The sequence below is a fragment of the Chungangia koreensis genome, from assembly GCF_042651785.1.
In the GTDB taxonomy this organism is placed as follows: Bacteria; Bacillota; Bacilli; order Bacillales_A; family Planococcaceae; genus Chungangia; species Chungangia koreensis.
The window spans coordinates 153,308-175,477 of record NZ_JBHSEC010000007.1 but is presented as its reverse complement, the minus strand read 5'-3'; the positions used below and the strand labels follow the sequence as shown (position 1 = coordinate 175,477).

General features: G+C 41.4%; 24 protein-coding genes. 8 read left to right on the top strand and 16 right to left on the bottom strand.

The genetic code is table 11. The annotated features are described in order from the left end of the window. Nucleotides 1-130 precede the first annotated feature (130 nt). From ACFOZY_RS07040 to mutY, 4 genes are all read right to left on the bottom strand, one after another. Nucleotides 131-1,882, bottom strand: coding sequence for an ABC transporter ATP-binding protein (locus tag ACFOZY_RS07040; protein ID WP_378153757.1), 1,752 nt, complete (start codon nucleotides 1,880-1,882; stop codon nucleotides 131-133). A gap of 168 nt (nucleotides 1,883-2,050) precedes the next feature. Further along, entirely contained in the window at nucleotides 2,051-2,596 is a 546-nt protein-coding gene (gene ntdP / locus ACFOZY_RS07035; protein ID WP_378153755.1) for a nucleoside tri-diphosphate phosphatase, read from the bottom strand. Between the two features lie 115 nt (nucleotides 2,597-2,711). Then, nucleotides 2,712-2,894: a gamma-type small acid-soluble spore protein gene (locus ACFOZY_RS07030; protein WP_378153753.1), complete on the bottom strand. Its 183-nt coding sequence runs from the start codon at nucleotides 2,892-2,894 to the stop codon at nucleotides 2,712-2,714. Between the two features lie 134 nt (nucleotides 2,895-3,028). Further along, nucleotides 3,029-4,063, bottom strand: a complete 1,035-nt coding sequence (gene mutY, locus ACFOZY_RS07025; protein ID WP_378153751.1) for an A/G-specific adenine glycosylase — start codon at nucleotides 4,061-4,063, stop codon at nucleotides 3,029-3,031. A 98-nt stretch (nucleotides 4,064-4,161) separates the two neighbouring features. Between mutY and ACFOZY_RS07020 the strand changes: the two genes are divergently transcribed. Further along, entirely contained in the window at nucleotides 4,162-5,157 is a 996-nt protein-coding gene (locus tag ACFOZY_RS07020) for a metal-dependent hydrolase (RefSeq protein WP_378153749.1), read from the top strand. A 35-nt stretch (nucleotides 5,158-5,192) separates the two neighbouring features. On the opposite strand, the gene ACFOZY_RS07015 is transcribed toward ACFOZY_RS07020, so the two are convergent. From ACFOZY_RS07015 to recX, 3 genes are read right to left on the bottom strand one after another with little or no spacing between them, the layout of a single operon-like run. Next, a complete protein-coding gene (locus ACFOZY_RS07015; protein ID WP_378153747.1) occupies nucleotides 5,193-5,462 on the bottom strand; it encodes a YfhJ family protein in 270 nt (89 codons plus the stop codon). Further along, entirely contained in the window at nucleotides 5,463-5,795 is a 333-nt protein-coding gene (locus ACFOZY_RS07010) for a YfhH family protein (RefSeq protein ID WP_378153745.1), read from the bottom strand. Next, the gene (gene recX, locus ACFOZY_RS07005; protein WP_378153743.1) at nucleotides 5,785-6,597 is read right to left on the bottom strand and encodes a recombination regulator RecX; all 813 of its coding nucleotides are present in this window, start codon (nucleotides 6,595-6,597) and stop codon (nucleotides 5,785-5,787) included. Before recX ends, ACFOZY_RS07010 begins: the two co-directional genes overlap by 11 nt. Nucleotides 6,598-6,725: 128 nt before the next feature. Here recX and pdaA point away from each other — a divergent pair, with 128 nt between their 5' ends. The 3 genes from pdaA (at nucleotide 6,726) to ACFOZY_RS06990 (ending at nucleotide 9,753) form a co-directional block, all read left to right on the top strand. Beyond that, a complete protein-coding gene (pdaA, locus tag ACFOZY_RS07000) occupies nucleotides 6,726-7,535 on the top strand; it encodes a delta-lactam-biosynthetic de-N-acetylase (RefSeq protein ID WP_378153740.1) in 810 nt (269 codons plus the stop codon). Between the two features lie 67 nt (nucleotides 7,536-7,602). After that, entirely contained in the window at nucleotides 7,603-8,958 is a 1,356-nt protein-coding gene (gene rlmD, locus ACFOZY_RS06995; protein ID WP_378153794.1) for a 23S rRNA (uracil(1939)-C(5))-methyltransferase RlmD, read from the top strand. A 213-nt stretch (nucleotides 8,959-9,171) separates the two neighbouring features. Further along, nucleotides 9,172-9,753, top strand: coding sequence for a hypothetical protein (locus ACFOZY_RS06990; protein ID WP_378153738.1), 582 nt, complete (start codon nucleotides 9,172-9,174; stop codon nucleotides 9,751-9,753). 38 nt (nucleotides 9,754-9,791) lie between these two features. Here the strand turns inward: ACFOZY_RS06990 and ACFOZY_RS06985 are convergent, their stop codons facing one another. The 5 genes from ACFOZY_RS06985 to ACFOZY_RS06965 form a co-directional block, all read right to left on the bottom strand. After that, nucleotides 9,792-10,520 carry an HAD-IIB family hydrolase gene (locus ACFOZY_RS06985; RefSeq protein ID WP_378153736.1) on the bottom strand — a complete coding sequence of 243 codons (729 nt, stop codon included), beginning with the start codon at nucleotides 10,518-10,520 and terminating at the stop codon, nucleotides 9,792-9,794. Beyond that, a complete protein-coding gene (locus tag ACFOZY_RS06980; RefSeq protein ID WP_378153734.1) occupies nucleotides 10,462-11,727 on the bottom strand; it encodes a glycosyltransferase in 1,266 nt (421 codons plus the stop codon). Before ACFOZY_RS06980 ends, ACFOZY_RS06985 begins: the two co-directional genes overlap by 59 nt. Before the next feature lie 142 nt (nucleotides 11,728-11,869). Then, complete coding sequence (locus ACFOZY_RS06975; RefSeq protein WP_378153732.1) at nucleotides 11,870-13,051, bottom strand: MFS transporter; 1,182 nt, start codon at nucleotides 13,049-13,051, stop codon at nucleotides 11,870-11,872. Nucleotides 13,052-13,459: 408 nt separating this feature from the next. After that, nucleotides 13,460-14,416 carry a YihY/virulence factor BrkB family protein gene (locus ACFOZY_RS06970; RefSeq protein ID WP_378153730.1) on the bottom strand — a complete coding sequence of 319 codons (957 nt, stop codon included), beginning with the start codon at nucleotides 14,414-14,416 and terminating at the stop codon, nucleotides 13,460-13,462. A 29-nt stretch (nucleotides 14,417-14,445) separates the two neighbouring features. Next, nucleotides 14,446-14,829, bottom strand: a complete 384-nt coding sequence (locus ACFOZY_RS06965; RefSeq protein WP_378153728.1) for a hypothetical protein — start codon at nucleotides 14,827-14,829, stop codon at nucleotides 14,446-14,448. A gap of 188 nt (nucleotides 14,830-15,017) precedes the next feature. Between ACFOZY_RS06965 and ACFOZY_RS06960 the strand changes: the two genes are divergently transcribed. Both ACFOZY_RS06960 and ACFOZY_RS06955 read left to right on the top strand, forming a co-directional pair. After that, the gene (locus tag ACFOZY_RS06960; protein WP_378153726.1) at nucleotides 15,018-16,385 is read left to right on the top strand and encodes an alanine/glycine:cation symporter family protein; all 1,368 of its coding nucleotides are present in this window, start codon (nucleotides 15,018-15,020) and stop codon (nucleotides 16,383-16,385) included. A 36-nt stretch (nucleotides 16,386-16,421) separates the two neighbouring features. Further along, on the top strand, nucleotides 16,422-16,679 hold the full coding sequence (locus ACFOZY_RS06955) for a DUF1128 domain-containing protein (RefSeq protein WP_378153724.1): 258 nt from the start codon (nucleotides 16,422-16,424) through the stop codon (nucleotides 16,677-16,679). 44 nt (nucleotides 16,680-16,723) lie between these two features. Here the strand turns inward: ACFOZY_RS06955 and ACFOZY_RS06950 are convergent, their stop codons facing one another. The 4 genes from ACFOZY_RS06950 to motA form a co-directional block, all read right to left on the bottom strand. After that, complete coding sequence (locus tag ACFOZY_RS06950; RefSeq protein WP_378153722.1) at nucleotides 16,724-17,638, bottom strand: pseudouridine-5'-phosphate glycosidase; 915 nt, start codon at nucleotides 17,636-17,638, stop codon at nucleotides 16,724-16,726. Between the two features lie 4 nt (nucleotides 17,639-17,642). Then, entirely contained in the window at nucleotides 17,643-18,731 is a 1,089-nt protein-coding gene (locus ACFOZY_RS06945; protein ID WP_378153720.1) for a carbohydrate kinase, read from the bottom strand. A gap of 104 nt (nucleotides 18,732-18,835) precedes the next feature. Beyond that, the gene (gene motB / locus ACFOZY_RS06940) at nucleotides 18,836-19,603 is read right to left on the bottom strand and encodes a flagellar motor protein MotB (protein WP_378153718.1); all 768 of its coding nucleotides are present in this window, start codon (nucleotides 19,601-19,603) and stop codon (nucleotides 18,836-18,838) included. Continuing rightward, a complete protein-coding gene (gene motA, locus ACFOZY_RS06935) occupies nucleotides 19,587-20,387 on the bottom strand; it encodes a flagellar motor stator protein MotA (protein WP_378153716.1) in 801 nt (266 codons plus the stop codon). Before motA ends, motB begins: the two co-directional genes overlap by 17 nt. A gap of 157 nt (nucleotides 20,388-20,544) precedes the next feature. Between motA and ACFOZY_RS06930 the strand changes: the two genes are divergently transcribed. Both ACFOZY_RS06930 and ACFOZY_RS06925 read left to right on the top strand, forming a co-directional pair. Further along, nucleotides 20,545-21,777, top strand: a complete 1,233-nt coding sequence (locus tag ACFOZY_RS06930; protein WP_378153714.1) for an aminopeptidase — start codon at nucleotides 20,545-20,547, stop codon at nucleotides 21,775-21,777. A 105-nt stretch (nucleotides 21,778-21,882) separates the two neighbouring features. Further along, entirely contained in the window at nucleotides 21,883-22,044 is a 162-nt protein-coding gene (locus ACFOZY_RS06925; RefSeq protein WP_378153712.1) for a hypothetical protein, read from the top strand. Nucleotides 22,045-22,170 lie beyond the last annotated feature (126 nt).

The following is a 22,170-nucleotide window of genomic DNA, read 5'->3' as shown; positions in this document are numbered from 1 at the left end:
TTCAAAAGTTTCTGATATTTATAATGTTCACAATTATACAAAAGACGCAGATAAATACAAGGGGTTTTTGGAAAATCCCCTTCATTCGACAAAAAAAGAGACTTCCGGCATAGGAAGTCTCTACAAAAAATCATGACATATTTAACTGTTGTACGTGAAAGAGGTTATAGTATATTCCTTTTTGTTCCATAAGCTCTGAATGAGTTCCGCTCTCTTTTACTTCACCATGGTCAATAACAATAATCTGATCGGCATGAGTGATTGTAGAAAGTCGATGTGCCACGATTAATGTCGTACGGTCATGTGCAAGTCGTTCGAGTGAATCCTGGATTAGCGCTTCACTTTCCAAATCCAATGCTGAAGTTGCTTCATCCAAGATGAGGATTGGGGGGTTCTTTAAGAAAACTCTGGCAATTGCAACCCTCTGCTTTTGTCCTCCTGATAACTTGACTCCACGCTCTCCAACTGCAGTATCATAGCCTTCAGGCAGCGACATGATGAAATCATGGGCGTTTGCAGCTTTTGCTGCCTCAATAACCTCTTCATCCGTGGCATCCGGCCGCCCCATTAAGATGTTTTGCTTAACAGAGTCACTGAATAAAATATTGTCCTGTTGAACAATTCCTGTCTGATCCCGTAATGATCGGACCTGGACATTCCGGACATCGTTGCCATCGATTAAGATTTCCCCATCTGTTACTTCATAAAAGCGAGGAATCAAACTAATGATTGTGGACTTTCCTCCACCGCTCATCCCTACAAACGCAACCGTTTGTCCAGGTTTGACTTCGAGATTCACATTTCTTAAAACATTGTCTCCTTCTTCTTCATATCGGAAGCAGACATTATTAAATTCAATTCTCCCTGCTACAGGAGGAAGCGGAAATGCACCTTTCTTATCGGTTATATCATAATCCTCATCCATCAATTCAAATACACGGTCCATCGAAGCATACGCTTGAGTTAGTGTCGTAGATGAGTTGACAAGGCGTCTTAACGGACTATAAAGCCGTTCAATATAAGCGATAAAGGCCGCCATTGTTCCGACAGACAATTGTCCATGTATCACTTGATAACCTGCGAAACCTATTACTAAGAGCGGTGCTACATCAGTAATAGTGTTCACGACAGCGAATGCTTTGGCATTCCATTTAGTATGGTCAATTGCCCGGTCCATGAATTGACCGTTTGTCCGATCAAACAATCGTTGTTCATGATCTTCCAGGGCAAAACTCTTAATGATGCTGATCCCTGAAACCCGTTCATGCAAATAACTTTGGACATTGGCCAAAGCCTGTGATCGTTTGCGGGTTAAATCCCTTAACCGGCCAAAGAAATATTTCACACTGATTGCGTAGAAAGGAAACGCAAGGAGCGTAACGAGCGTAAGTGGAATATCCATCGTCAGCATGATTCCGACAGCAATGAGAATCGTGGCAATATCGAGCCAAATGTTCATAAGTGCAATCATGACGAAATTCTTCGTTTGTTCCACATCGTTAATCACTCGGGAAATAACTTCTCCTGCACGTGTATTCGAGTAGTAATTCATGCCGAGCCGCTGTAAGTGACTAAATAGAAATTGCCGTATATCATATAGAATCTTATTACTCACATACTGAGCATAGTATTGGCGGTAATATTCGATTGGCGGACGGATGATGAAAAAGAGGACAACCGTTCCCCCCAGCCAATATAGGAGTTGGGTCATTTTCTCTGTGTCAGTCAAAGAAGGTTCAAGTAAAATATCATCAATGACGATTTTGATCAGGATCGGTATGAATAAGGGGATGGCAAATTTCAACACACCGATCAAGAGCGTTAAGGCGATTTCTTTGTAATAGGGTTTAACGAATTTCATGTAACGTTTTGTACTACTCACTTGTTGCACCTCATTTTTCCATGGGAAAGTTCCTGGTTTATCTTGTTCATAATCATAATAAAAGAATCTGCTACTCCTTAAGACTAACTCCTGAATTTAACAGAAGTGTCCACACAGGAAGTCTTGCAGATTCTTTAAATCGTTGAAGCCTTGGAACTGGTTTACCCGTTAATCGTGAAATCTAAGCTGTTTATGAAAGTGATGCCGGTTCGTCCATACATTAATGAAATCAGGTGCAAACGGCCCTTTCCGTTGTTTGATCCAACTATATAACTTGTCCAGATTACGGTATAGAATTTTATCAATGACTTCCGGATAACCCATCTCTTTTCTATGGGCTTCGTACTCATCTTCGTCCAGTAAAGTATAGGACATATCCGGGAAAACCTTGACATCCAAATCATAGTCGATATATTTCAGTGATTGGTTGTCATAGACAAAGGGCGAGCTCATATTGCAGTAGTAATATACACCGTCTTCTCTTAGCATGCAGATAATATTGAACCAGTGTTCTGCGTGAAAGTAACAGATAGAGGGCTCTCTTGTCAGCCAAGTGCGGCCGTCTGATTCAGTGACGAGGGTCCTTTCATTTGCGCCGATGACAATATTTTTTGTACCTTTTAATACGATCGTTTCCTGCCATACCCGGTGGATCTGTCCATTATGTTTGTAGCTATGTATTTGTATGTTCTCTCCTTCTGAAGGTATTGCCATAGTTTTAGACCACCTTTAGCCGTCGCGTTATCCATTCATTATAGCAATTTTGCCCAGAAACGTGTAGTAAAACGAAAAACAGCGGAGGGGATCCTCCGCTGCCTTGGGTGAAAATTTATCGTGACTCGAAGTTATTAGCACGCCCAGAAGCCTTTTGCTTGTTAGCTTCAGCTTGCTGGTTTTGTTGGCGTACTTCTTGTACGTCGGTTTCAGAACCGAATTCAGCGCCCTGGTTTTGTTGACGGACTTTCTGAACGTCAGTTTTGGAACCAAAGTTGTTGAAGTTCTTCTTTGCCATTGGATTTTCACCTCCGAGCATTATGATGCGCTGTTCTTTGAGAACTATTCGGAGGTTTTTAAAAATATTTTAAAATGTTTCATCGGCTCTTTTTGATTGGTCATAATGCATAAGCGGCGTTTGTAAATTGCATCTTATTTCATGACTTCATTCTTTATTTTTTGCATTGGAACCGGCAATGGGAGTTCTTCCATCTCTTCTTCAGAAAACCATCTGCAATTTTCACTTAGGTCGTCAGCCTTTGTACTATGAGCTGCCATGCATTTAATATTCCATGTAAGATGGGAAAAGATATGTTTGAACTCCAAAAAAAGGCTCGCTTTTTCAATCCCATAAACATTTTTGACGTCATCAGTTAGAGACTCAACTAACGGAAACTGCCACATGTCTGCCAGAAGGCCGCCTTTAGGACGTTTCTCCATGAGCCATTTTCCTTGTTCATTTTGAATCACAAGCGAAAGAAACTGGATTTCCTTCGTCTTTTTCGCCTTTGTTTTAACTGGGAGAGCTCGTTCCTTCCCTTCATGAAAGGCTTGGCAGAAATCCCGAACCGGACAAAGTAGACATTTTGGTGAGGTGGGCGTGCAAATCAGGGCACCGAGCTCCATTAGTCCTTGGTTGAATGAGGAAGGATCTTCATGGTCAATGAGATTGGTCACGGCCGCTTCAAAAATCTTTCTTGTTTTAGGTTTTGCAATGTCTTCTGTTATTAACAGAATTCGGGAAAGCACCCGCATGACATTTCCGTCTACTGCATGTTCTGGTTTTCCATAAGCTATACTCAAAATAGCGCCTGCAGTATATGGGCCGACTCCTTTTAAGGATGAAATTGTTGGTCTGTTGTCAGGGACAATTCCGTTGTATTGTTCCACTACTTCCCGGACTCCAGCCTGAAGATTTCTGGCCCTTGAATAATACCCCAATCCTTCCCATTTCTTCAGCAATACATCTTCAGGTGCATTTGCTAAATCGTGAATCGTCGGAAATGCGTCGATAAATCGCTCATAATATGGGATAACCGTGTCTACCCTTGTTTGCTGAAGCATGACCTCGGAAACCCAAATTTTATAAGGATCCTTTGTTTGTCTCCACGGCAAGTCTCGTTTTTCAGCATTGAACCAACCGGTTAACGCTTGTCGAAAGGCTTCTTTTTGATCAAAATTCTCCACGATATCCTCCAATGTCAATAGATTATGTCAATAAAATGTAGGGTATAATGGACGTAGATAGTCTCTATTGCAAAAAATCTACATCTTGAAGTAAGGAGATGAGGAAATTGGACACTGGTACACACGTTGTTATGGGAATCGCCTTAAGTGGTTTAGCCACAATTGACCCAATGGTTGCAGCTCATGGTGCGACAGCCACAGCCGTTGTGGCCGGCGTCATGATCGGTTCCCAAGCACCAGATATCGATACTGTCCTGAAACTGCGGAATAATGCAGTTTATATCCGTCACCATCGTGGTGCGACACATTCTATTCCGGCTGTTCTTACATGGCCGTTACTAATATCCATCGCCATTTGGTTTTTCTTCCAGGATGCTAATTTTCTTCACTTATGGCTCTGGTCTTTCTTGGCTGTGTTTCTTCATGTTTTCGTTGATATATTTAACGCTTACGGAACCCAGGCACTTCGGCCATTTTCCGACAAATGGGTTGCACTCGGCGTAATCAATACATTTGACCCAATTATTTTCGGTCTACACGTCGTGGCGATTCTCCTATGGATATTTGGCATAAACCCCGTATGGACTATGCTAAGTTTATACGGAATCCTAACAATCTACTATATTATCCGATTCGGATTACAGGCTGCCGTTCGAAATGCAGTGAAGCATGTACTCCCTGATGAGCCGGAAGAAATTATTGTCGCCCCGACTATGCGATTCTTCCAATGGCGAATTGCCGCCACAACGAAGACACATCACTATGTTGGGCGGGCGTATGGACGCTCTGTTACGATGTATGACAAATTCGAACGGAAAGAACTCCCGGATACCCCACTTGTCCGAGCAGCCATGAAAGATAAAAACATTTCTGCCTTTTGTTCATTTTCACCGATCAACAGGTGGAAGATTACCGACTTAGGGCATCTCCATGAAGTACGATTAATCGACTTAAGGTATCGCAGCAACGGGTATTATCCATTCGTTGCGGTTGCCCACTTAAATGATGACTTGGAAATCGTCAATTCCTATACAGGGTGGATCTTCAGCGAGGATAAATTGCATAAGAAGTTAAGTTTTTTACCCATAGACTAAGAGCATGAGTCAACAGAGTGTTGGCTCATGCTTTGTTATTGTAGAGATGAATCATTGTCTTGCAGTAGGTGTGCGTATTTTGGGTTTGTTGCAGCAAATTCGTGCAATTTTTTCCCGTAGGAGTTAATCCATTGACGGATTACTTTCTCCGTCACTTCCGGTCCATTATAGTCATAACCCGCCTTCGCGTAAGTTGCTTCGAAATCTGACCACAACAATTCAATCCAAGCACGTGCTTTGTTCACAGAAATCATATTGTTTTTCTTTAATAATTCTAATGTGAGTTGATTAATTTTACTTTCCACTTATTTTCCCTCCTTTAAAGATGTGAGCATTGAAATCGGTAGAGCTTCAATATAATTGTCTCCTCCTAATCGATGCCCCCAAGCAAAACGGCCTTTTAGATAATCGATTTTGAAAAAGACTCCAGGGTCCCCTTCAATCCGATATACTTCACCTTTTTTGAATTCAGCAGGATCCATTAAGTAAGCTCTCGCCATGATCGCTTTACGTTCAAGTACGGCAAATTCATTTACGATTCCAAGCTGTTCAGCTTTTCGTGACCGTTCCTTCAAATCAGCAATTTCTTTCCGTAACTCAGCCTCTGTCATATCACTATATTTCTTTTCATTCTCCATCTTCTTCTGCCTCTTTCCGCTCGATAAATCGGTCAATTCTCTCTGATGGAACTCCTTTTTGATACAGTGCTTGTTTTACCCTATAATGGAGTTCCGAACCCTTATATTTCCCGCTATATTTGTTCCAGATTTTTTCTCCTTGCTTATTCAGGAGTAGATCCCAGTCGTCTTCTTCTAATTCAATTTCCACTATCTCAACAACTTGTCCAATCACCTCAAAGCCATAGCCCTTTCGCAAGAGGGTTTCCTGTATTTTTTGCTTTACTTGGAATGGAGTTTTCCCCCGCTCCGTTCTGGCAACCTTCTCAGCGAGTTCTGTTGCTATGGAAATCTGCTCTTTTTCTGAATAGGTGGATAAGATTTCTTCCTGGAGTTCTTTATCGATGCCTTTTTTCCGAAATTCCTGCCGGATCGATTTCGGTCCTTTCTTGCCTGTTGCCTTTTGCGTATTCAATAATGCCTGTGTAAAGGTCTCATCATTTAAAAAACCTAGTTCATTCAGTTTCTGGATCGCTTCTAATACAACCGCCTCACCAAATTCGGAATCCAATAATTTTTTCTTCACTTCAAATTCGCTGCGCATACGGAATCCTAAATAATGGAGAGCCTTATTAAAAGCCTTTCTCACTTCATCCTCGAAAACCATTTCATCGATTGTTAAGTCATCGAGCTCTTTCCCTTTTGTGAGCTGGAACTGGACAAGTACGTTCTCATCTACGCTAAAAGCATATTTGTTGTCCAAATATATATTATAACGCTCAGCATTCTTTTTTTGCCTTGAGATTTTCGTAATTTCCGACATACTTCCACCTCTTCCCCTTTAAAATTATACCTCTAAAAGGACAAGCATTGAAATGCTTCTGCTCATTCCCTGCATAGAACCGGGTGAATGTTGCAACCTATTAGTAAAAAGAAAAGGAAGTGTGAAGTTTGAAACTCAAGCATACAGTTGGCATCTTATTTGCTTCTGCCATTCTTTTAACCGGGATCGCCTTTAATCCATTTTCTTCTGCTGCTGAAAAAGAACTGCATTGGGGATTCAAAAAAGCAGTGAATGAGATCCCTCCCGATGCGGGTGCAGAATTTAATACTCTTCTTGACCAATATGGCGCAATTTATAAAGGTTCACCAGATCAAAAAGTCATTTATTTAACATTCGATAATGGCTATGAAGCAGGTTATACGGAATCGATCTTAGATACGTTAAAAACCGAAAATGTACCAGCAACGTTCTTTTTAACTGGGCACTATTTGGAAAGCGCGACTGATTTAGTTAAAAGGATGATAAAAGATGGACATATGATCGGCAACCATTCTTACGGTCATCCAAATCTGGCAAGGTTAAGTCCGGAAGGCATGGAGAAAGAATGGAAAAATTTTGATAAACGGTTAGAGGAACTGACAGGTCAAAAACGGACGATCTACACACGCCCGCCTGAAGGGACCTTCAATGAACAAGTGTTAAAGGTAGGAAATGACCTCGGCTATAGGCATATCTTTTGGTCTGTCGCTTTCATCGATTGGCACCGCGATCGTAAGAAAGGCGGTCAATATGCTTATAATGAGCTGATGAAGCAAATTCATCCTGGCGCGATTGTCCTTATGCATACTGTTTCCCCGGACAATTCGGATGGACTTCCGGATTTTATCCGTGACGCTAAGAAGAAGGGTTATACATTTGCATCGTTGGATGATTTGGTAGCCAATTATGAAGGATTGCCATATCCTTTAATTCAATAAGTTTCTTCTATATAATAGGAGGATGTGGAATTAAAGGAAGTGAATCGTTTTGCAGACAGAACCAATTATGAAAATGGGACAAAAAGTCCCTTTAACGATAAAAAGACTTGGGATTAACGGAGAAGGGATCGGTTACTTCAAACGGAATGTCGTTTTCGTCAAAGGTGCGCTTCCCGGTGAAGAAGTGACAGCTGAAATCACTGCACTTAAACGTAACTTCGCAGAAGCGAAAGTGCACTCAATTCGAAAACGCTCACCTCATCGCCAGGAGCCACAATGCGGCATTTATGAGCTATGCGGTGGATGCCAGTTACAGCATTTGGCATACCCGCAGCAGCTGAAGCATAAGCGGGACATAGTCATTCAAGCACTTGAAAAATATGTTAAGGACTTAGTTCCTGCCATTACAGTACATCCGACAATCGGAATGGACAATCCATGGCGCTATCGGAATAAAAGCCAGTTCCAAGTGAAGCGGCTTGGCAATCGGGTCGCAGCAGGCTTATATGCAGAGAACTCTCATCGGCTCCTTGATATCGAGGACTGTATCGTTCAGCACCCAGATACTACCCGGATCACGAATGGGGTAAAGAGAATCCTGGACGAATTAAATATCCCGATCTATGATGCGAAGAAGAATAAGGGATTGATCCGAACTATAGTCGTTCGAACCGGAATTAGAACCGGGGAGATTCAAGTTGCCTTAGTGACAACTAAAAAGGAACTGCCAAAGAAAAACCTTTTGTTAGAAAGAATTCGTTCGGTGGATCCGAAAATTGTTTCGATTGTCCAAAATATCAACCCTGCGAAGACTTCACTCATATTCGGGGACGAAACGATGACGTTACAGGGCAAGGACACTTTGCATGAAGAATTAGGAGAGCTTGCTTTCGATTTATCTGCCCGAGCATTTTTCCAGTTGAATCCCGAACAAACGGTCAAGCTTTACAATGAAATTAAAAAAGCAGCTGCGCTTACCGGCAAGGAATCTGTCGTAGATGCGTATTGTGGTGTCGGGACAATCGGTCTTTGGCTGGCTGACCAAGCAAAGGAAGTACGTGGCATGGATGTAATCGCAGATAGTATTAAGGATGCCAATGCAAATGCTGAAAAATACGGTTACGATCACGTTGAATATGTTGTTGGAACTGCAGAAGATTGGCTTGCTAAGTGGAGAAATGAGGGCTATGTGCCTGATGTATTAACTGTTGACCCACCGAGAACCGGACTTGCTGACAGTTTGCTAAAGACGATCTTGAAGGTCAAACCGAAGCGTTTTGTCTATACATCCTGTAACCCTTCTACGTTGGCAAAGGACTTAAGCCAATTATGTAAGATTTATGAAGTCTCCTATATCCAGCCGGTCGACATGTTTCCGCAGACTGCACAAGTGGAGTGCGTAACTTTGTTAACCCTTAAATAACAAAAAACCCGTTTCTGACGGGTTTTTTTCTGTTCACAAATGTCGAATCAGCATTAAATAGTCTTGAGTCAGCATTAACCAGTATTAAGTCAGCATTAAATCCATTTGATTCAGCATTAAATCGATTTAAATCAGCATTAACCAACTTTCTCCCCATTTCATATTGGAATTCAGTGGAAATTCCTTCATACTATCATATAGGGGGGTTCGGGAATGGATCAAAAAGAGATAGGTCAAATGAGATTGAAGCAAGTTGGTTTAATGAATGGGATCTTTATAACTGCAATGTTGCTATTCTACGCTACAACCTATTTTTATCCAATCAGATTTACTCATTTTTTCTTCGTGTTAGGGACGATTGTTCTTATTCAAGGAGTATACGGAATGAGAAAGGGAAGTTCTACAAAATCCATCTTTCCACACATGGAAAAAGTGGCAATCTATGAAAAAGAAAAGATGGGCAATGAATGGGGTAAGCAACGAAAAGCAGTTCATATATGGAATTTGATTTTAAGCTTAATACTTTTTATTCAGGCTTATACATATCAGTCTAATGATAGTGGAGAACTCTTTCAATTACCCCCTTTGCTTATGCTGATTATTGTCTTTTTCCTCTTAGTCCTGATGAATTTCAGCATGATCTTCCACTTCAGAAAGGTGGACCGCTCTACTTCTGAACAGGAGTTAAAAGGTTATACTTGGAAGTCCAACTTAGTAGCTGCAGGAATAGGCATTGTGTTTGCCCTACTAATGATGGTAAACATTATTTCATATGTGTTTTCCCAATTTAATTAAACTAAAAATCCTGTCGCCCACTATGGCTGACAGGATTTTTAATGTTGTCCGTAAAAGTGCTCCCAAGCTTCCAAAATACCACCCGCACATTCAGCTTTTGCGCGGTAAATGGAATCGGTATCTCGTAACTCAGTGACTAATTCCTTTTGTGCATTTCCGACAACGACGGCTGGATAGCCAATTGATAGCATTTCCAAATCGTTTCCTGAGTCCCCTGCAACCATTAAATTGGCGTCCGAGTACCCATAAGTTTCTACTATATACTTTAACGCTTCTCCCTTTCCGCTATCAGGAGGAAGAATGTCCACATCTTTTCCAGAACTGTATATAAGCTTATGGGAGATTCCTTCTCTATTGAGTTGTCGATCGAAAGCATGTACTAATTCATCGTCATTGGACACGTGAAAAGACAGTCTCGTATCAACCGCTATATTTTGGGGAATCAACCCTTCAAATTTTGCTGCCACCATTTTCACCCGCTCCGGCTCCCAGCTCTTCTCCATCTTCTTCTGCCAATCTTGGTCCAACTTTAACGTCTTTCCTTCGAATATTTTCGTCCCGACATCCGTGATCAGGAGTTCTGGTTTTGGGAGATGCTCCTCCTCTATCAGTTCTAAAACTGAAAGGAGATGTCTACCGGTAATATAGACTAAAGTAACCTCATATGGCTGACTTTTATAATAAGTGAGCAACGACTCCAATCCTTCTTTAGAGCCAACTAGCGTTCCATCCAGATCCGTTGCCAACAAGTGTGTCGCGTCTCGCATCGAGAACCTCCTCGTAAAGTCCTTTTACTTTCGCTGTGATCGCAGGCCATTGGAATTCTTCTGCAGCCTTCTGTGATGCTTGTTTCCCAAGTTTCTGTGCGAGTAAGTCGTTGCTTACTATCGCCTCCATTGCCACAGACAAATCGTCTTCATCCTTAGGCTCAACTAAAAGACCTGTCACTCCATCTTCTACGACATTACGTAAACCGCCTACATTGGATGCAATCACCGGGCTTCCACAACCTTGCGCTTCAGCAGCCACCATTCCGAACGACTCATAATAGGAAGGGACGATTGTGGCAGTAGCCGCATTAAAAAAGTTAGAGAGCTGTTCTTGTGATTGTGGACCAACAAAACGGACTTTATCTTCAATACCGGTTACAATCTTGCGCAGCTTGTCCTCTTTTGGAAGACCCTTCTTCAAATCGATGGCATTCGGTTCACCGCCAGCTACGATCAGTTGTATCCCCTCAGGTACACCATTCCGTTTAACCATTTGTTTATAGGCGCGCAATAATGTATAAATCCCTTTTGTTTCCTCAAGTCTGCCTGCATAGACAAGCAATGGACCTGTACAACCGATTTCTTTACGGATCGCTGCGCGATTTGCCTTAATGTGGAAGGCTTTATCGACACCAATTGGAATCACTTTTACAGGTGAGGAATCCGGTTCAATTTCACCTATTAGAAGCTTCTCACTTTTGGTAGTAGCCAGTACAATTTGTGCAGCACGCATAATTTCTATTTCAGCTTCCTGCCTTCTCGTATCTGTAATGCCAGTTGCTCGTTCTTTTGCAATGCCAAGTGAATGTGATGTGTGTATAAAGGGGAGATTTAATTCTTTATCAAGCTTCTTGCCGATTAAGCCTGATAACCAGTAATGAGTGTGGACCATATCATAGGAATATAATTGTAGTGCTTCTTTCATTTCACGATAGAATTCCGGAAGCAATTCGTACATTTTGTTTTTTGAAACAAAGCCTTTATGACCTGCAGCGATTCGAACCACTCTGCAGGATTCGCCGAATTTTTCAATTCGTGGAGCGTCTGCGTCACTCCAATGTGTGACAACATCCACTTTGACTCCTTTTTTATCCAGCGCTAAAGCTAATTGGCGAACATAATTGTTCTGGCCGCCTGCCTGTTCTCCGCCAAGCTTTGCCAAAGGATCGCCATGATCGGAAATAAACAATACCTTTTTTATCATATATTCATCTCATCTCCTAACACGCTGAATTTTCATAAGTCGTGTCAATACTATACCCTTCGCTTAACCTATTAAACATAAACCTTGGTAGATAGTTTTCTAACATAATAAAAGAATCTGCCTAAAAGCAGATTCTCAGCTATTATGGATTAACCAATTTTGTATTATGTTTCCTGCCACTCACTAATAATAAAATGAAAATGAGGAATAGCACTCCGGCAATGAGGATGAAGAAACTTAACTGATCGGCAAGTTCCAAGAAAAGACCTCCTAAGAAAGGACCGGATAATGAGCCTAAACTAAAGAAAATTCCACATAGAAGGTTCCCTGTAGGAAGCAATTCTCTTGGTGTTGAATCAGCCATGTAGGCGATACCAAGGGAGAAAGTCGAGCCGATAAACATCCCTGCTACTAAAAAGAAAGATGCGATGATCCAAGCGTTCGATTCATAAAAACTGGCAATAAAGAAAATGAATGAGCCTACAGACAGTACAGATAGCAAGATATTTTTCCTGCCAAAGCGGTCACTAAGATGTCCAAGTGGTATTTGAGTCAGCAACCCGCCAACCGAGAAAGAGGAAATAATAACCGACAGCATTGAAACGTCGATACTTGTCCTTAAGGCATAGACAGGATAAATCGCATTCAACGTTGACTCAAGGAAGCCGTATCCGAATCCTGGCAATAGTGCAAACCAAGCGATTTTTGTTGTTACCGAAAATCGCTTAAAGGCGCCTTTTGTCGATGTGGAACCAGACATATGTTCAGGGAAGTCATTGTCCACTAAGAATACGAGCGACCAAGCTAACATACATAATATGCTGGAAACGATAAACGGAAGTCCTTCGAATATATGTATCAAATTGACAAACAGTGGACCAGCTGCAAAGCCGACTCCAAATGATAACCCATAAATAGCAATATTCTTCCCAAGTTTCTTTTCGGGCGAAGTACTCGTGATCCAGGTTTGTGTTGCAAAGTGGAGCGCATGATCCCCAATCCCAATGAATAAACGAAGTACGAACCAAAAGATGATGCTCTTCCATAACGGGAAGAGGAGCAAGGACAAGAATACAAGGGCTCCTCCTACAATGATGACTGGTTTATAGCCATATCTCCGTAATGGCGCTTCCATAAACGGAGATATTAGTAGTGTACCGACATACAGGCCAGTTGCATTCAATCCATTAAGTGTCACAGAGATTCCATCCTGCTCAAAGATCACGGAAATAAGGGGCAAAAGCATCCCTTGTGAAAAACCCGATATCGCGACTATCGCAACTAATATGTAAAATCTTTTTTTACCATTTATAATTTGTTTCATATTCTTTCCTCCCAAGTACCAAGAAACATCGTACCACAGGAAAGACGTTTTATGAAAAACAAAAAGGCCCAGTCCGTGTCTTTAACAGATCGCGGCTGGGCCTTTACGTATCATTCATATCTAATTGTTTTTCCATCGACTATCATTTTCGGCGGTATGCCGGAGAAATGTTGTAACCCCTCCTTTGCTCTAAGATGTTCATTGTCTTTTTAGCAGCACTCCCCTCAACCGAAAAGTTAATAATAATGTAACACCTCTCTCGACTTTTGTAAATATTCAAAATACAAATAATATTAAATTATTTCTTTTTACCTATGTCCATTCTCTAATCACTTTGTTTCTCATTTGATTAAGTGCTTTACTCCTAATTGATGAATCGATTAGGAACGAATAAAGAAACCGGAAAGGCTATGCCTTCCCGGTTTTTACAGCAATTGCTTCTTTTCTTTCTTGCCATACCGCATTTACTTGCCCTCCAACCATAAGAACAATAGAGGAAAAGTAAAGCCACATCATTAGGATAATGACGCCTCCGATACTACCATATGTACCAGAATAGTTCGCAAAGTTGGATACGTAAAACGAGAAACCATAAGTGGTAAGTATCCATCCAATAACTGCAAAAATCGCTCCCGGCACAGCATTTTTCCAATGCAACTTCTTATTCGGCACAATCCAGTAAATCAGGGTGAAAATAATCAAGATGAATAGAGGAGTGATTGTCCAACGAAGACTATTCCAAACTTTCACAAAACCTTCTTCAAAACCAAAATTGGAGAAAAGTACCCGTCCAATTTGTTCACCAAAAATCGGAAATACAAGCATGAGAATGACAACTCCGATCATCAACAAGGTGAACAAAATCGACATTCCTCGCACGATATAAAACGGTCGTGTTTCAGTTGAAAAATAAGAGCGGTTGAGCGCCTTTGTCAATGCGTTCATCCCTAGTGAAGCCGACCAAATGGTCGCGATAATCCCGAATGATAAAAGACCGCCATTACGGGTAGCCATGATTTCATTAAGCGTATTAGAAATTGTCCGATACACATTCGCAGGAGCATAGTCCTGTATAAAGCTTAACATCTGATACTCTGGAATATTTAAGAACGGTAATAATGTAATTAAAAAGATTAATAGAGGAAAAAGGGATAAAAGGAAAAAGAAGGCCAGCTGAGAGCCTAACCCTGTCACGTCCACTTTCTGGATTCTTAAGATCAGTTCTTTCGAGAATCCTTCTTTTGTTGTAACATCTGCGTCCCCATCATCGTGAACGAACCATTTCAGCTTGGCCATGAAGCCCTTCTTTTCCCCTTGTTCCTCTTCAAATTCATTTTTTACGCGGTTTTTCGGTTCCAATTCCACTGACTTTTTAACACTTCCTTCAGAAAACGTCAGTTTCCCATCTGAATTTGTTCTGTTGGAGCTTGTGGCTGTTGAATCAGGGTTTTGTATTCTTCCTTTGACTCGGTGAAAGCATCTTTTGTATCCATTACTAAATTCTTCACCTGAGGAGTCAAGTCTTTCATTTCTTGTACCTTTTCTTGCACGTAAGAAATGTCATTAGTAACTTGACCATAAACCGATTTTAACTGTTCCGTCCGGTCCTGCATCTTCCATTTTAAAATGTCCGGATTTTTTGAATAGAATTTGACGTCAGCTGATAGGCTTTTCGTCCTTCTCATCAAGTCTTCTCTTGTCCGTCGGTCGAACAGGCTGATGCAAGCCCCTGCAATTGCTCCGTACATCATGTATTTGCCTAATTTGCTTTGGTTCATCTTCTAATCCCTCCATTCTTGAACATATTTTATTATACCCGGGAACATGAAAAGAAAACTTGAATCACAATGCTAAAAATTACCCTTGACTTTAATTTAAATTTTGTGAATATTGTTAATAAGGAGGTGAACTTGTACTATATTTATAAAGTTCAAGATAGAAGAAAAACCAAAGGAGATGAGAAACTGTGCAAGCATTCGAAAAGGTGTTAGGTGCTATTGGCGATATTGTTTGGGGTCCGCCTTTGCTTATTTTAATCGTAGGTACTGGTATTTATTTAACTTTTAAGTTGGGCTTTTTACAAATTCGCTTACTTCCTTATTCTTTAAAATTGGCATTTTCAAAGAGCCAAGACAAGAATTCCGAAGGGGATATTTCACACTTTAAAGCTTTAATGACCGCCATGGCCGCCACCGTTGGGGTTGGTAATATCGTAGGGGTGGCCACAGCGGTAGTAATCGGCGGACCCGGTGCGCTCTTCTGGATGTGGATGTCTGCCTTCTTCGGTATGGCAACCAAGTATGGTGAAGCCATATTAGCTGTTAAATATCGTGTAAAGGATGCCAATGGCCAGATGGCCGGAGGTCCTATGTATTACATTGAACAAGGTTTGAAAATGAAATGGCTTGCGGTCTTATTTGCCATCTTCGGCTCTATTGCCGCCTTCGGTATTGGAAATGGTACTCAGTCCCAAGCAGTTGCAGGAGTAGTACTCCAAACATGGAACATTCCTACTTGGATTACTGGAGTCATTCTTATGGTTGTTGCCGCTCTTGTTATTTTGGGTGGAATCAAATCCATCGGTAACGTAACAGCATTCTTCGTTCCGATCATGGCTGCTTTCTATTTGATTGCTGGACTAATAATTATTTTAACCAATCTTCCTGCAATTCCTGCAGCATTGGGTCTGGTTTTCAGCGATGCATTCACAGGTTCAGCTGTAGCAGGTGGTGCAATCGGTACGGTAATCCGTTACGGAGTTGCACGTGGCGTATTCTCCAACGAAGCAGGTCTCGGATCTGCTCCGATTGCCGCCGCAGCTGCAAAGACCGATATGCCAGGACGCCAAGCTTTAGTATCAATGACTCAAGTATTTATTGACACCCTGATCATCTGTTCTATCACTGGGCTGACAATCGTCATGTCGGGACTATATGATTCAGGACTTGAGGGTAGCGCTTTGACGGCTGCAGCCTTCTCTGAATTCCTTGGAGGAGCGGGGCCTGTTGTTGTTTCCATCGGGTTGATTTTCTTCGCTTCGTCTACAATCTTTGGTTGGGCATACTATGGAGAGAAATGTTTCCAGTATTTGTTCAAAAATCCGAAAGCCATTTATATTTACCGTATTCTGTTCGTTTTAGTTGTACCAATCGGTGCTACGGCTTCGTTGGATATCGTCTGGACATTCTCGGATGTCGCAAACGGTATGATGGCTATCCCGAACTTAATAGGCTTACTTGGTCTATCCGGAGTCATTGCACTTGAAACGAAGAAGATTTTGGCGAAGATCAAAGAAGAAAAGAATGGTGTTACATCTTCCGATGAAGCTGCATAATCGATTTTCGATTTGACATACGGGAGAATCAATGAAATGATAAATCCGAACAAAGTGAAAGGGGTACTGACTTTGGACTTATCAAATCCAACTCCCGCGAATATCGACTATATGGTCAGCCAAATAAAAGAAAAACTGCGAATGGTCAATGTGGATGCCGTAAAATCTGAACACTTTAGTCAAGAACAGTATGAGGATTTACGCGACATTTATGACATGGTCATAAAAAGAGACACGTTTAGCCCAAGTGAAATGCAAGCAATTGCTGCAGAACTCGGCAGTTTAAGAAAGTGAAAAATCCCGTTCCACATAATCGTGGGACGGGATTTTTTGGGCAATTATTTCAATCCGTTGTATGCAACGGCGATCGCCGCACCGACTTTTGCATTATTTTTTACTAATGCGATATTCGCATCAAGACTCTTACCTTCTGTTAGTTCTTTCACTTTACCTAAGAGGAATGGTGTCACTTCTTTGCCGTGAATTCCATTTTCATTCGCTTCAGCTAAAGCTTGATCAATGATAGATGTAATGAAAGCCTCTTCAAGAGCATCCTCTTCAGGTATCGGGTTAGCGAAAACGACTCCACCCTTCATATTCAAGTCATGCTTTGCTTTTAACAGTTCAGCAGCAGTCGCTGCTTCATCAACTCGGATTTCCAATTTGATCGGGCTCGTCCGAGTATAAAATGCAGGAAGTACATCTGTTCCTACCCCTACAACTGGTACACCTTTCGTTTCAAGATATTCCATCGTGAGTCCAAGGTCCAAGATTGACTTCGCGCCTGCACAAATAATGGACACATCCGTCTGAGCGATTTCTTCCAGGTCTGCTGAAATGTCCATTGTCGTTTCGGCTCCACGGTGAACACCACCAATTCCGCCTGTGACGAAAATGCGAATGTCAGCAAGGTCTGCACAAATCATTGTAGCAGCAACTGTTGTTGCACCCAATTGCTTCGTGGCAATCAGATAAGCGATATCTTTTCTTGAAGCTTTAGCTACATTTTTACTTTGACCAAACATTTCAAGTTCATCATCAGAAAGGCCGATTTTAATCTTTCCGTCTACAATAGCTATTGTTGCCGGTACAGCTCCACCATCGCGGATGATCTGCTCAACTTCTCTTGCAGTCTGTACGTTTTGAGGATACGGCATACCATGTGAGATGATGGTCGATTCCAATGCAATAATCGGCTTTCCTGATTCTTTAGCTTCTAATACTTCTTTTGAAAAAGATAAATACTGTTCCATATTCTTATGCCTCCATCTCGTTTCTTAAACTGTTCGCTGTTAATTCTTTTCTTACGGTGTGTGAAGATTGAAGAGTTTGAAATGCATTCGTTTGCCCTGCTTGAATCGACATTTCCAATGGCCATCCAGTTATTCTTCCATGGATCAATCCACCGACAAATGCATCACCTGCACCAGTGGCATCGCTCATGTGATTTAATTTCTCAGCCGAGAAATGCAAAGTGCTCTTATCACGAGTGCATGCGACGACACCTTTAGAACCCCAAGTGACGATTGCATTCGTCACACCTCTATTGCAAAGCTCCTGAGCAGCAGCTTCCCAAGTCTTCTGATCCTGAATATCGACATTTAAATAGGCCTCAGCTTCGTCAACATTGCAGATTAACCAGTTTACGCCAAGTAGATTGTCCGGCAACCTGTCCATTTTCGGTGAAGATACTGCAACAACGGTCAATTCAACATCTGATTCAAGCGCAATCTTCCGAAGATAATCGATTGTATCTTTTGGACAATTCAAATCAGTTAAGAGCATTGAAGCGTTCCGAAGAAAGCTTTCAGATTTACTCAAGACAGCTGGTGTCAAATATTCATAAACATCCATCACAGCAAGAGCAACGCTCATTTCCCCTGTCGGTTCAATAACAGCTGTGTATGAACCGGTGGAAACAGACGTAAACTCAACGGATTGCAGATTCATGAAAGGTAATGACTCCTGTTCGATGAACGTCCACTCCGAATCTTGTCCAGCTGCCGTTATTAAACGGACTTTGTGGCCAAGCCTGCCCAAGTTTTCAGCAACATTCCGTGCAACCCCACCAACACTTTGTGAAACCTCGGCTGGATTGCTGGTACCCTGCTTCATTACATTTTTAAGATGGAATTTCCTGTCGACATTCGCCCCGCCAATACAAATAATTTCATTTTCCTCTGGCAGAATATAGGCCCTTCCAATGATTTTCCCTTCACGAATTAATCGTGAGATGGCATTAGCCAGAGCAGGTCGGGACATATTCAATTTTTCCGCCATCTCTTGTTGGGAGAGGAAAGGAAATTGTTTGATCAAATCTATGATGGCTTGATCTTTAATACTCATAGCAGCACATCCTATCAAACATTTGTTTATAATATAAACTTTTGTTCATAAGAAGTCAAATAAAAAAAGAGGTGCATAACTAATATAGCTACACACCTCATTTGTTATTCAGTTTTCTCAATGCTTGTACCGTCTTTTAAAACTAAAGGTTCAATCAGGACTTCAACCCGTCTATTTTTAGCTCTTCCCTCAGTTGTATCGTTCGAAGCGATTGGCTGATACTCGCCATAACCTTTCGCACTAAATAAGAGTGGATCCAATTCTTGATTCTCCAAAATGATTTTCAGGAAATTAACTGAACGCATGACACTCAATTCCCAATTGGATCTGAATTCTGATGTATTCATCGGGACATTGTCTGTATGCCCCTTAACAATGATGTGTCGTGGAGGATCAAAAGACAGTAGGTCTCCGATATCTCGTGCTATCGGTAAATATTCTTCTTTTACATCAGCGCTGCCTGGATCGAAAAGAATACTATCACGAATTGTCACAAGTAAACCTTCGTCAGTCAGCTTCGTTTCAAACTGCTTTTCTAATTCGTTTACTGCAATATAATTATCGACTCGATCTTGAATTTCCCCTAATGCTTCCTGATCTTCCAAATAAGCAGCATCTTCATTCTCGTCCTCTTCTCTTTCAGGCGCAACCGGAAGTGGGGTTGAACTTGGCGTCTCTAAAAAAGAAGTACCACCGTCAAAGATCTGGCTAAATGCTTCAGAGAATTGCTGAAGCTTTTGCACGTCTACACTACTCGTTGCAAATAGAACGATAAACAGGGCAAGCAATAGCGTCATCAGATCTGAATAAGGAAGTAGCCACGACTCGTCGACATGGCCACTTTCATGCTTCTTTTTACGCTTCTTTGCCAAGGTCTGTTTCGCCGCCTTCCTGTAAGGATTTCCGCTCCTCCATCGATAGGTACGAAGAAAGCTTCTGCTCGATCACGCGAGGAGCTTCCCCTTCCAAAACAGAAAGAATCCCTTCTATAATCATCAGCTTTTGACGGGCTTCCTCTTTGGATTTCCGTTTCAGCTTATTGGCAAATGGGTGCCAAAGAACATAGCCGGTGAAAATCCCCAATAATGTGGCTATGAAGGCTGCGGAGATTGCATAAGCCAATTTGTCGATGTCACTTAAGTCTTTTAACGCGGCGATCAGACCGACAACGGCCCCCAAAACCCCTAATGTAGGAGCATATGTACCAGCAAGTGAAAAGATTTGAGCCCCTGTACTATGGCGCTCTTCCATAGCATCTACTTCTTCAGTTAATACATCGCGGATGTAGTCTGCATTTTGACCGTCAATAGCCAAGCTCATGCCATTTTTCAAAAATGGATCCTCAATCTCGTCCAATTGGGACTCCAGGGACAGAAGTCCTTCCCTTCTCGCCAAGTCCGCCCATTTTGAAAACAACTTAATAATTTCCATATCTGAAACAAGCTTTTGTTCTTTAAATACTAATCCGAATAGTTTCGGCACTTTCTTAATATCTTTCATCGGGAAACTGATAATAACCGCCCCTGCTGTTCCGGCGATGATAATCAAAAAGGCCGCCGGGTTAATCAAAGCGTCCGGTGTTACACCTTTTAAAAACATCCCTACAAACAATGCGATAAGCGCTAAAATAATCCCGAAAACCGATGATGAATCCATTGTTGTACCCCCAGATTTCTTTTCTTTCTTTTATTTCGGCAGAAACCGTCAATTCTTTAGTGCAAACAACAAATTGAGCTAAAATACGAACATGTTTGACATTGCAGGGGTAAAGTCAAAAAGGTACTATGGTAATACAGAGAAAGGAGAAACGATTATGGCATCTTTTAATGAAAACCTAACAAAGTACGCTGACTTGATCGTGAAAGTCGGTGTTAATATCCAGGAGGGACAAGAACTATACATATCCACATCCTTGGACAGCGTTGAATTAGTACGTGAAATTGTGAAAAGTGCATATGCAACAGGTGCAAAGAATGTCTATGTTGACTGGTCTGATGACATAGTTACTCGCACACGTTTTGAAATGGCTCCTGAGGATTCCTTTAGTGAATTTCCGTCATGGAAAGTTCAAGAACGTGAGCAATTGGCTGATAACGGTGCTGCATTTATCAGCATCATGTCGCAAAGCCCTGACTTGTTAAAAGGCATAGACTCTTCTAAAATTGCAGCCTTTCAAAAGGCAAGCGGCTTAGCTTTAAGTAAATACCGCCAATACGTCCAATCCGATAAAATCAGTTGGACTGTTGTGGCTTCCCCTTCAAAGAAATGGGCTGCCATGGTGTTCCCAAATCTTCCGGAAGAAGAACAAGTACCCGCATTATGGGAAGCGATTTTCAAAGCAGTGCGTGTAGATGAAGCAGATCCAGTAGCAGCATGGAATAAACACGACGAAACACTCCATGAAAAAGTAGCTTACTTGAATGAGAAAAACTATCAAAAACTTCATTACACTGCGCCTAATACCGACTTAACGATTGAACTGCCATCAGGCCATTTATGGGTCGGAGCAGGAAGTGTAAACGAAAAAGGAAATGAATTCATGGCAAATATGCCGACTGAAGAAGTATTCACTGTTCCATTGAAAACCGGTGTAAATGGTGTTGTATCCAGTACAAAACCGCTAAGCTTCGGAGGAAATATTATCGATGAGTTCAAAATCACTTTTGAAAATGGCCGGATTGTTAACGTAGAAGCCAAAGAAGGCGAAGAAGTCTTGAAGAAGCTTGTTGAAACTGATGAAGGTTCTCATTACTTAGGAGAAGTGGCACTTGTTCCACACCAATCGCCAATTTCCCAATCAGGACTTCTCTTCTTCAACACGTTGTTTGACGAAAATGCATCCAACCACTTAGCAATCGGAAGCGCTTATGCTTTTTGTATTGAAGGTGGTAAGTCAATGTCCCAAGAAGAATTGGCTGAAAACGGATTAAACCAAAGTATCACTCATGTCGATTTCATGATTGGATCTGAACAAATGAATATTGATGGCATTACAAAAGATGGGAAAATAGAACCTATTTTTAGATACGGGAACTGGGCGTTCTAATTTCTGTCACAAATTATGTTGTAACTAAGATTTACCTCTTAAAATAAGAGAAAAAGTCTTGTATAATATAGTCGTCGATACAATAGTATTTAAGGAGGTACATTCATGGGTCTATATCTCTCTATCGTGATAGGTTTCACTGTTTTGTTATTGATCACAATATATACTGCCACATATTTCTTAAGAAAAGGTCTTCCTATTGAAGATTCCGTTATAATCGATCCGATTCCAACTAAAGAAGCATCTTCTAAAGAAACCGTCGCCTAAGACGGTTTCTTTTTTATTCTCTCTTTTATTACAAACGCTGTATAACTAAAACATTCATTTACATTTTCGTGACATCCATGTATCAAAAAAGTTACAACGTGATTCTCTTTTCCCATCTTTCTGCAC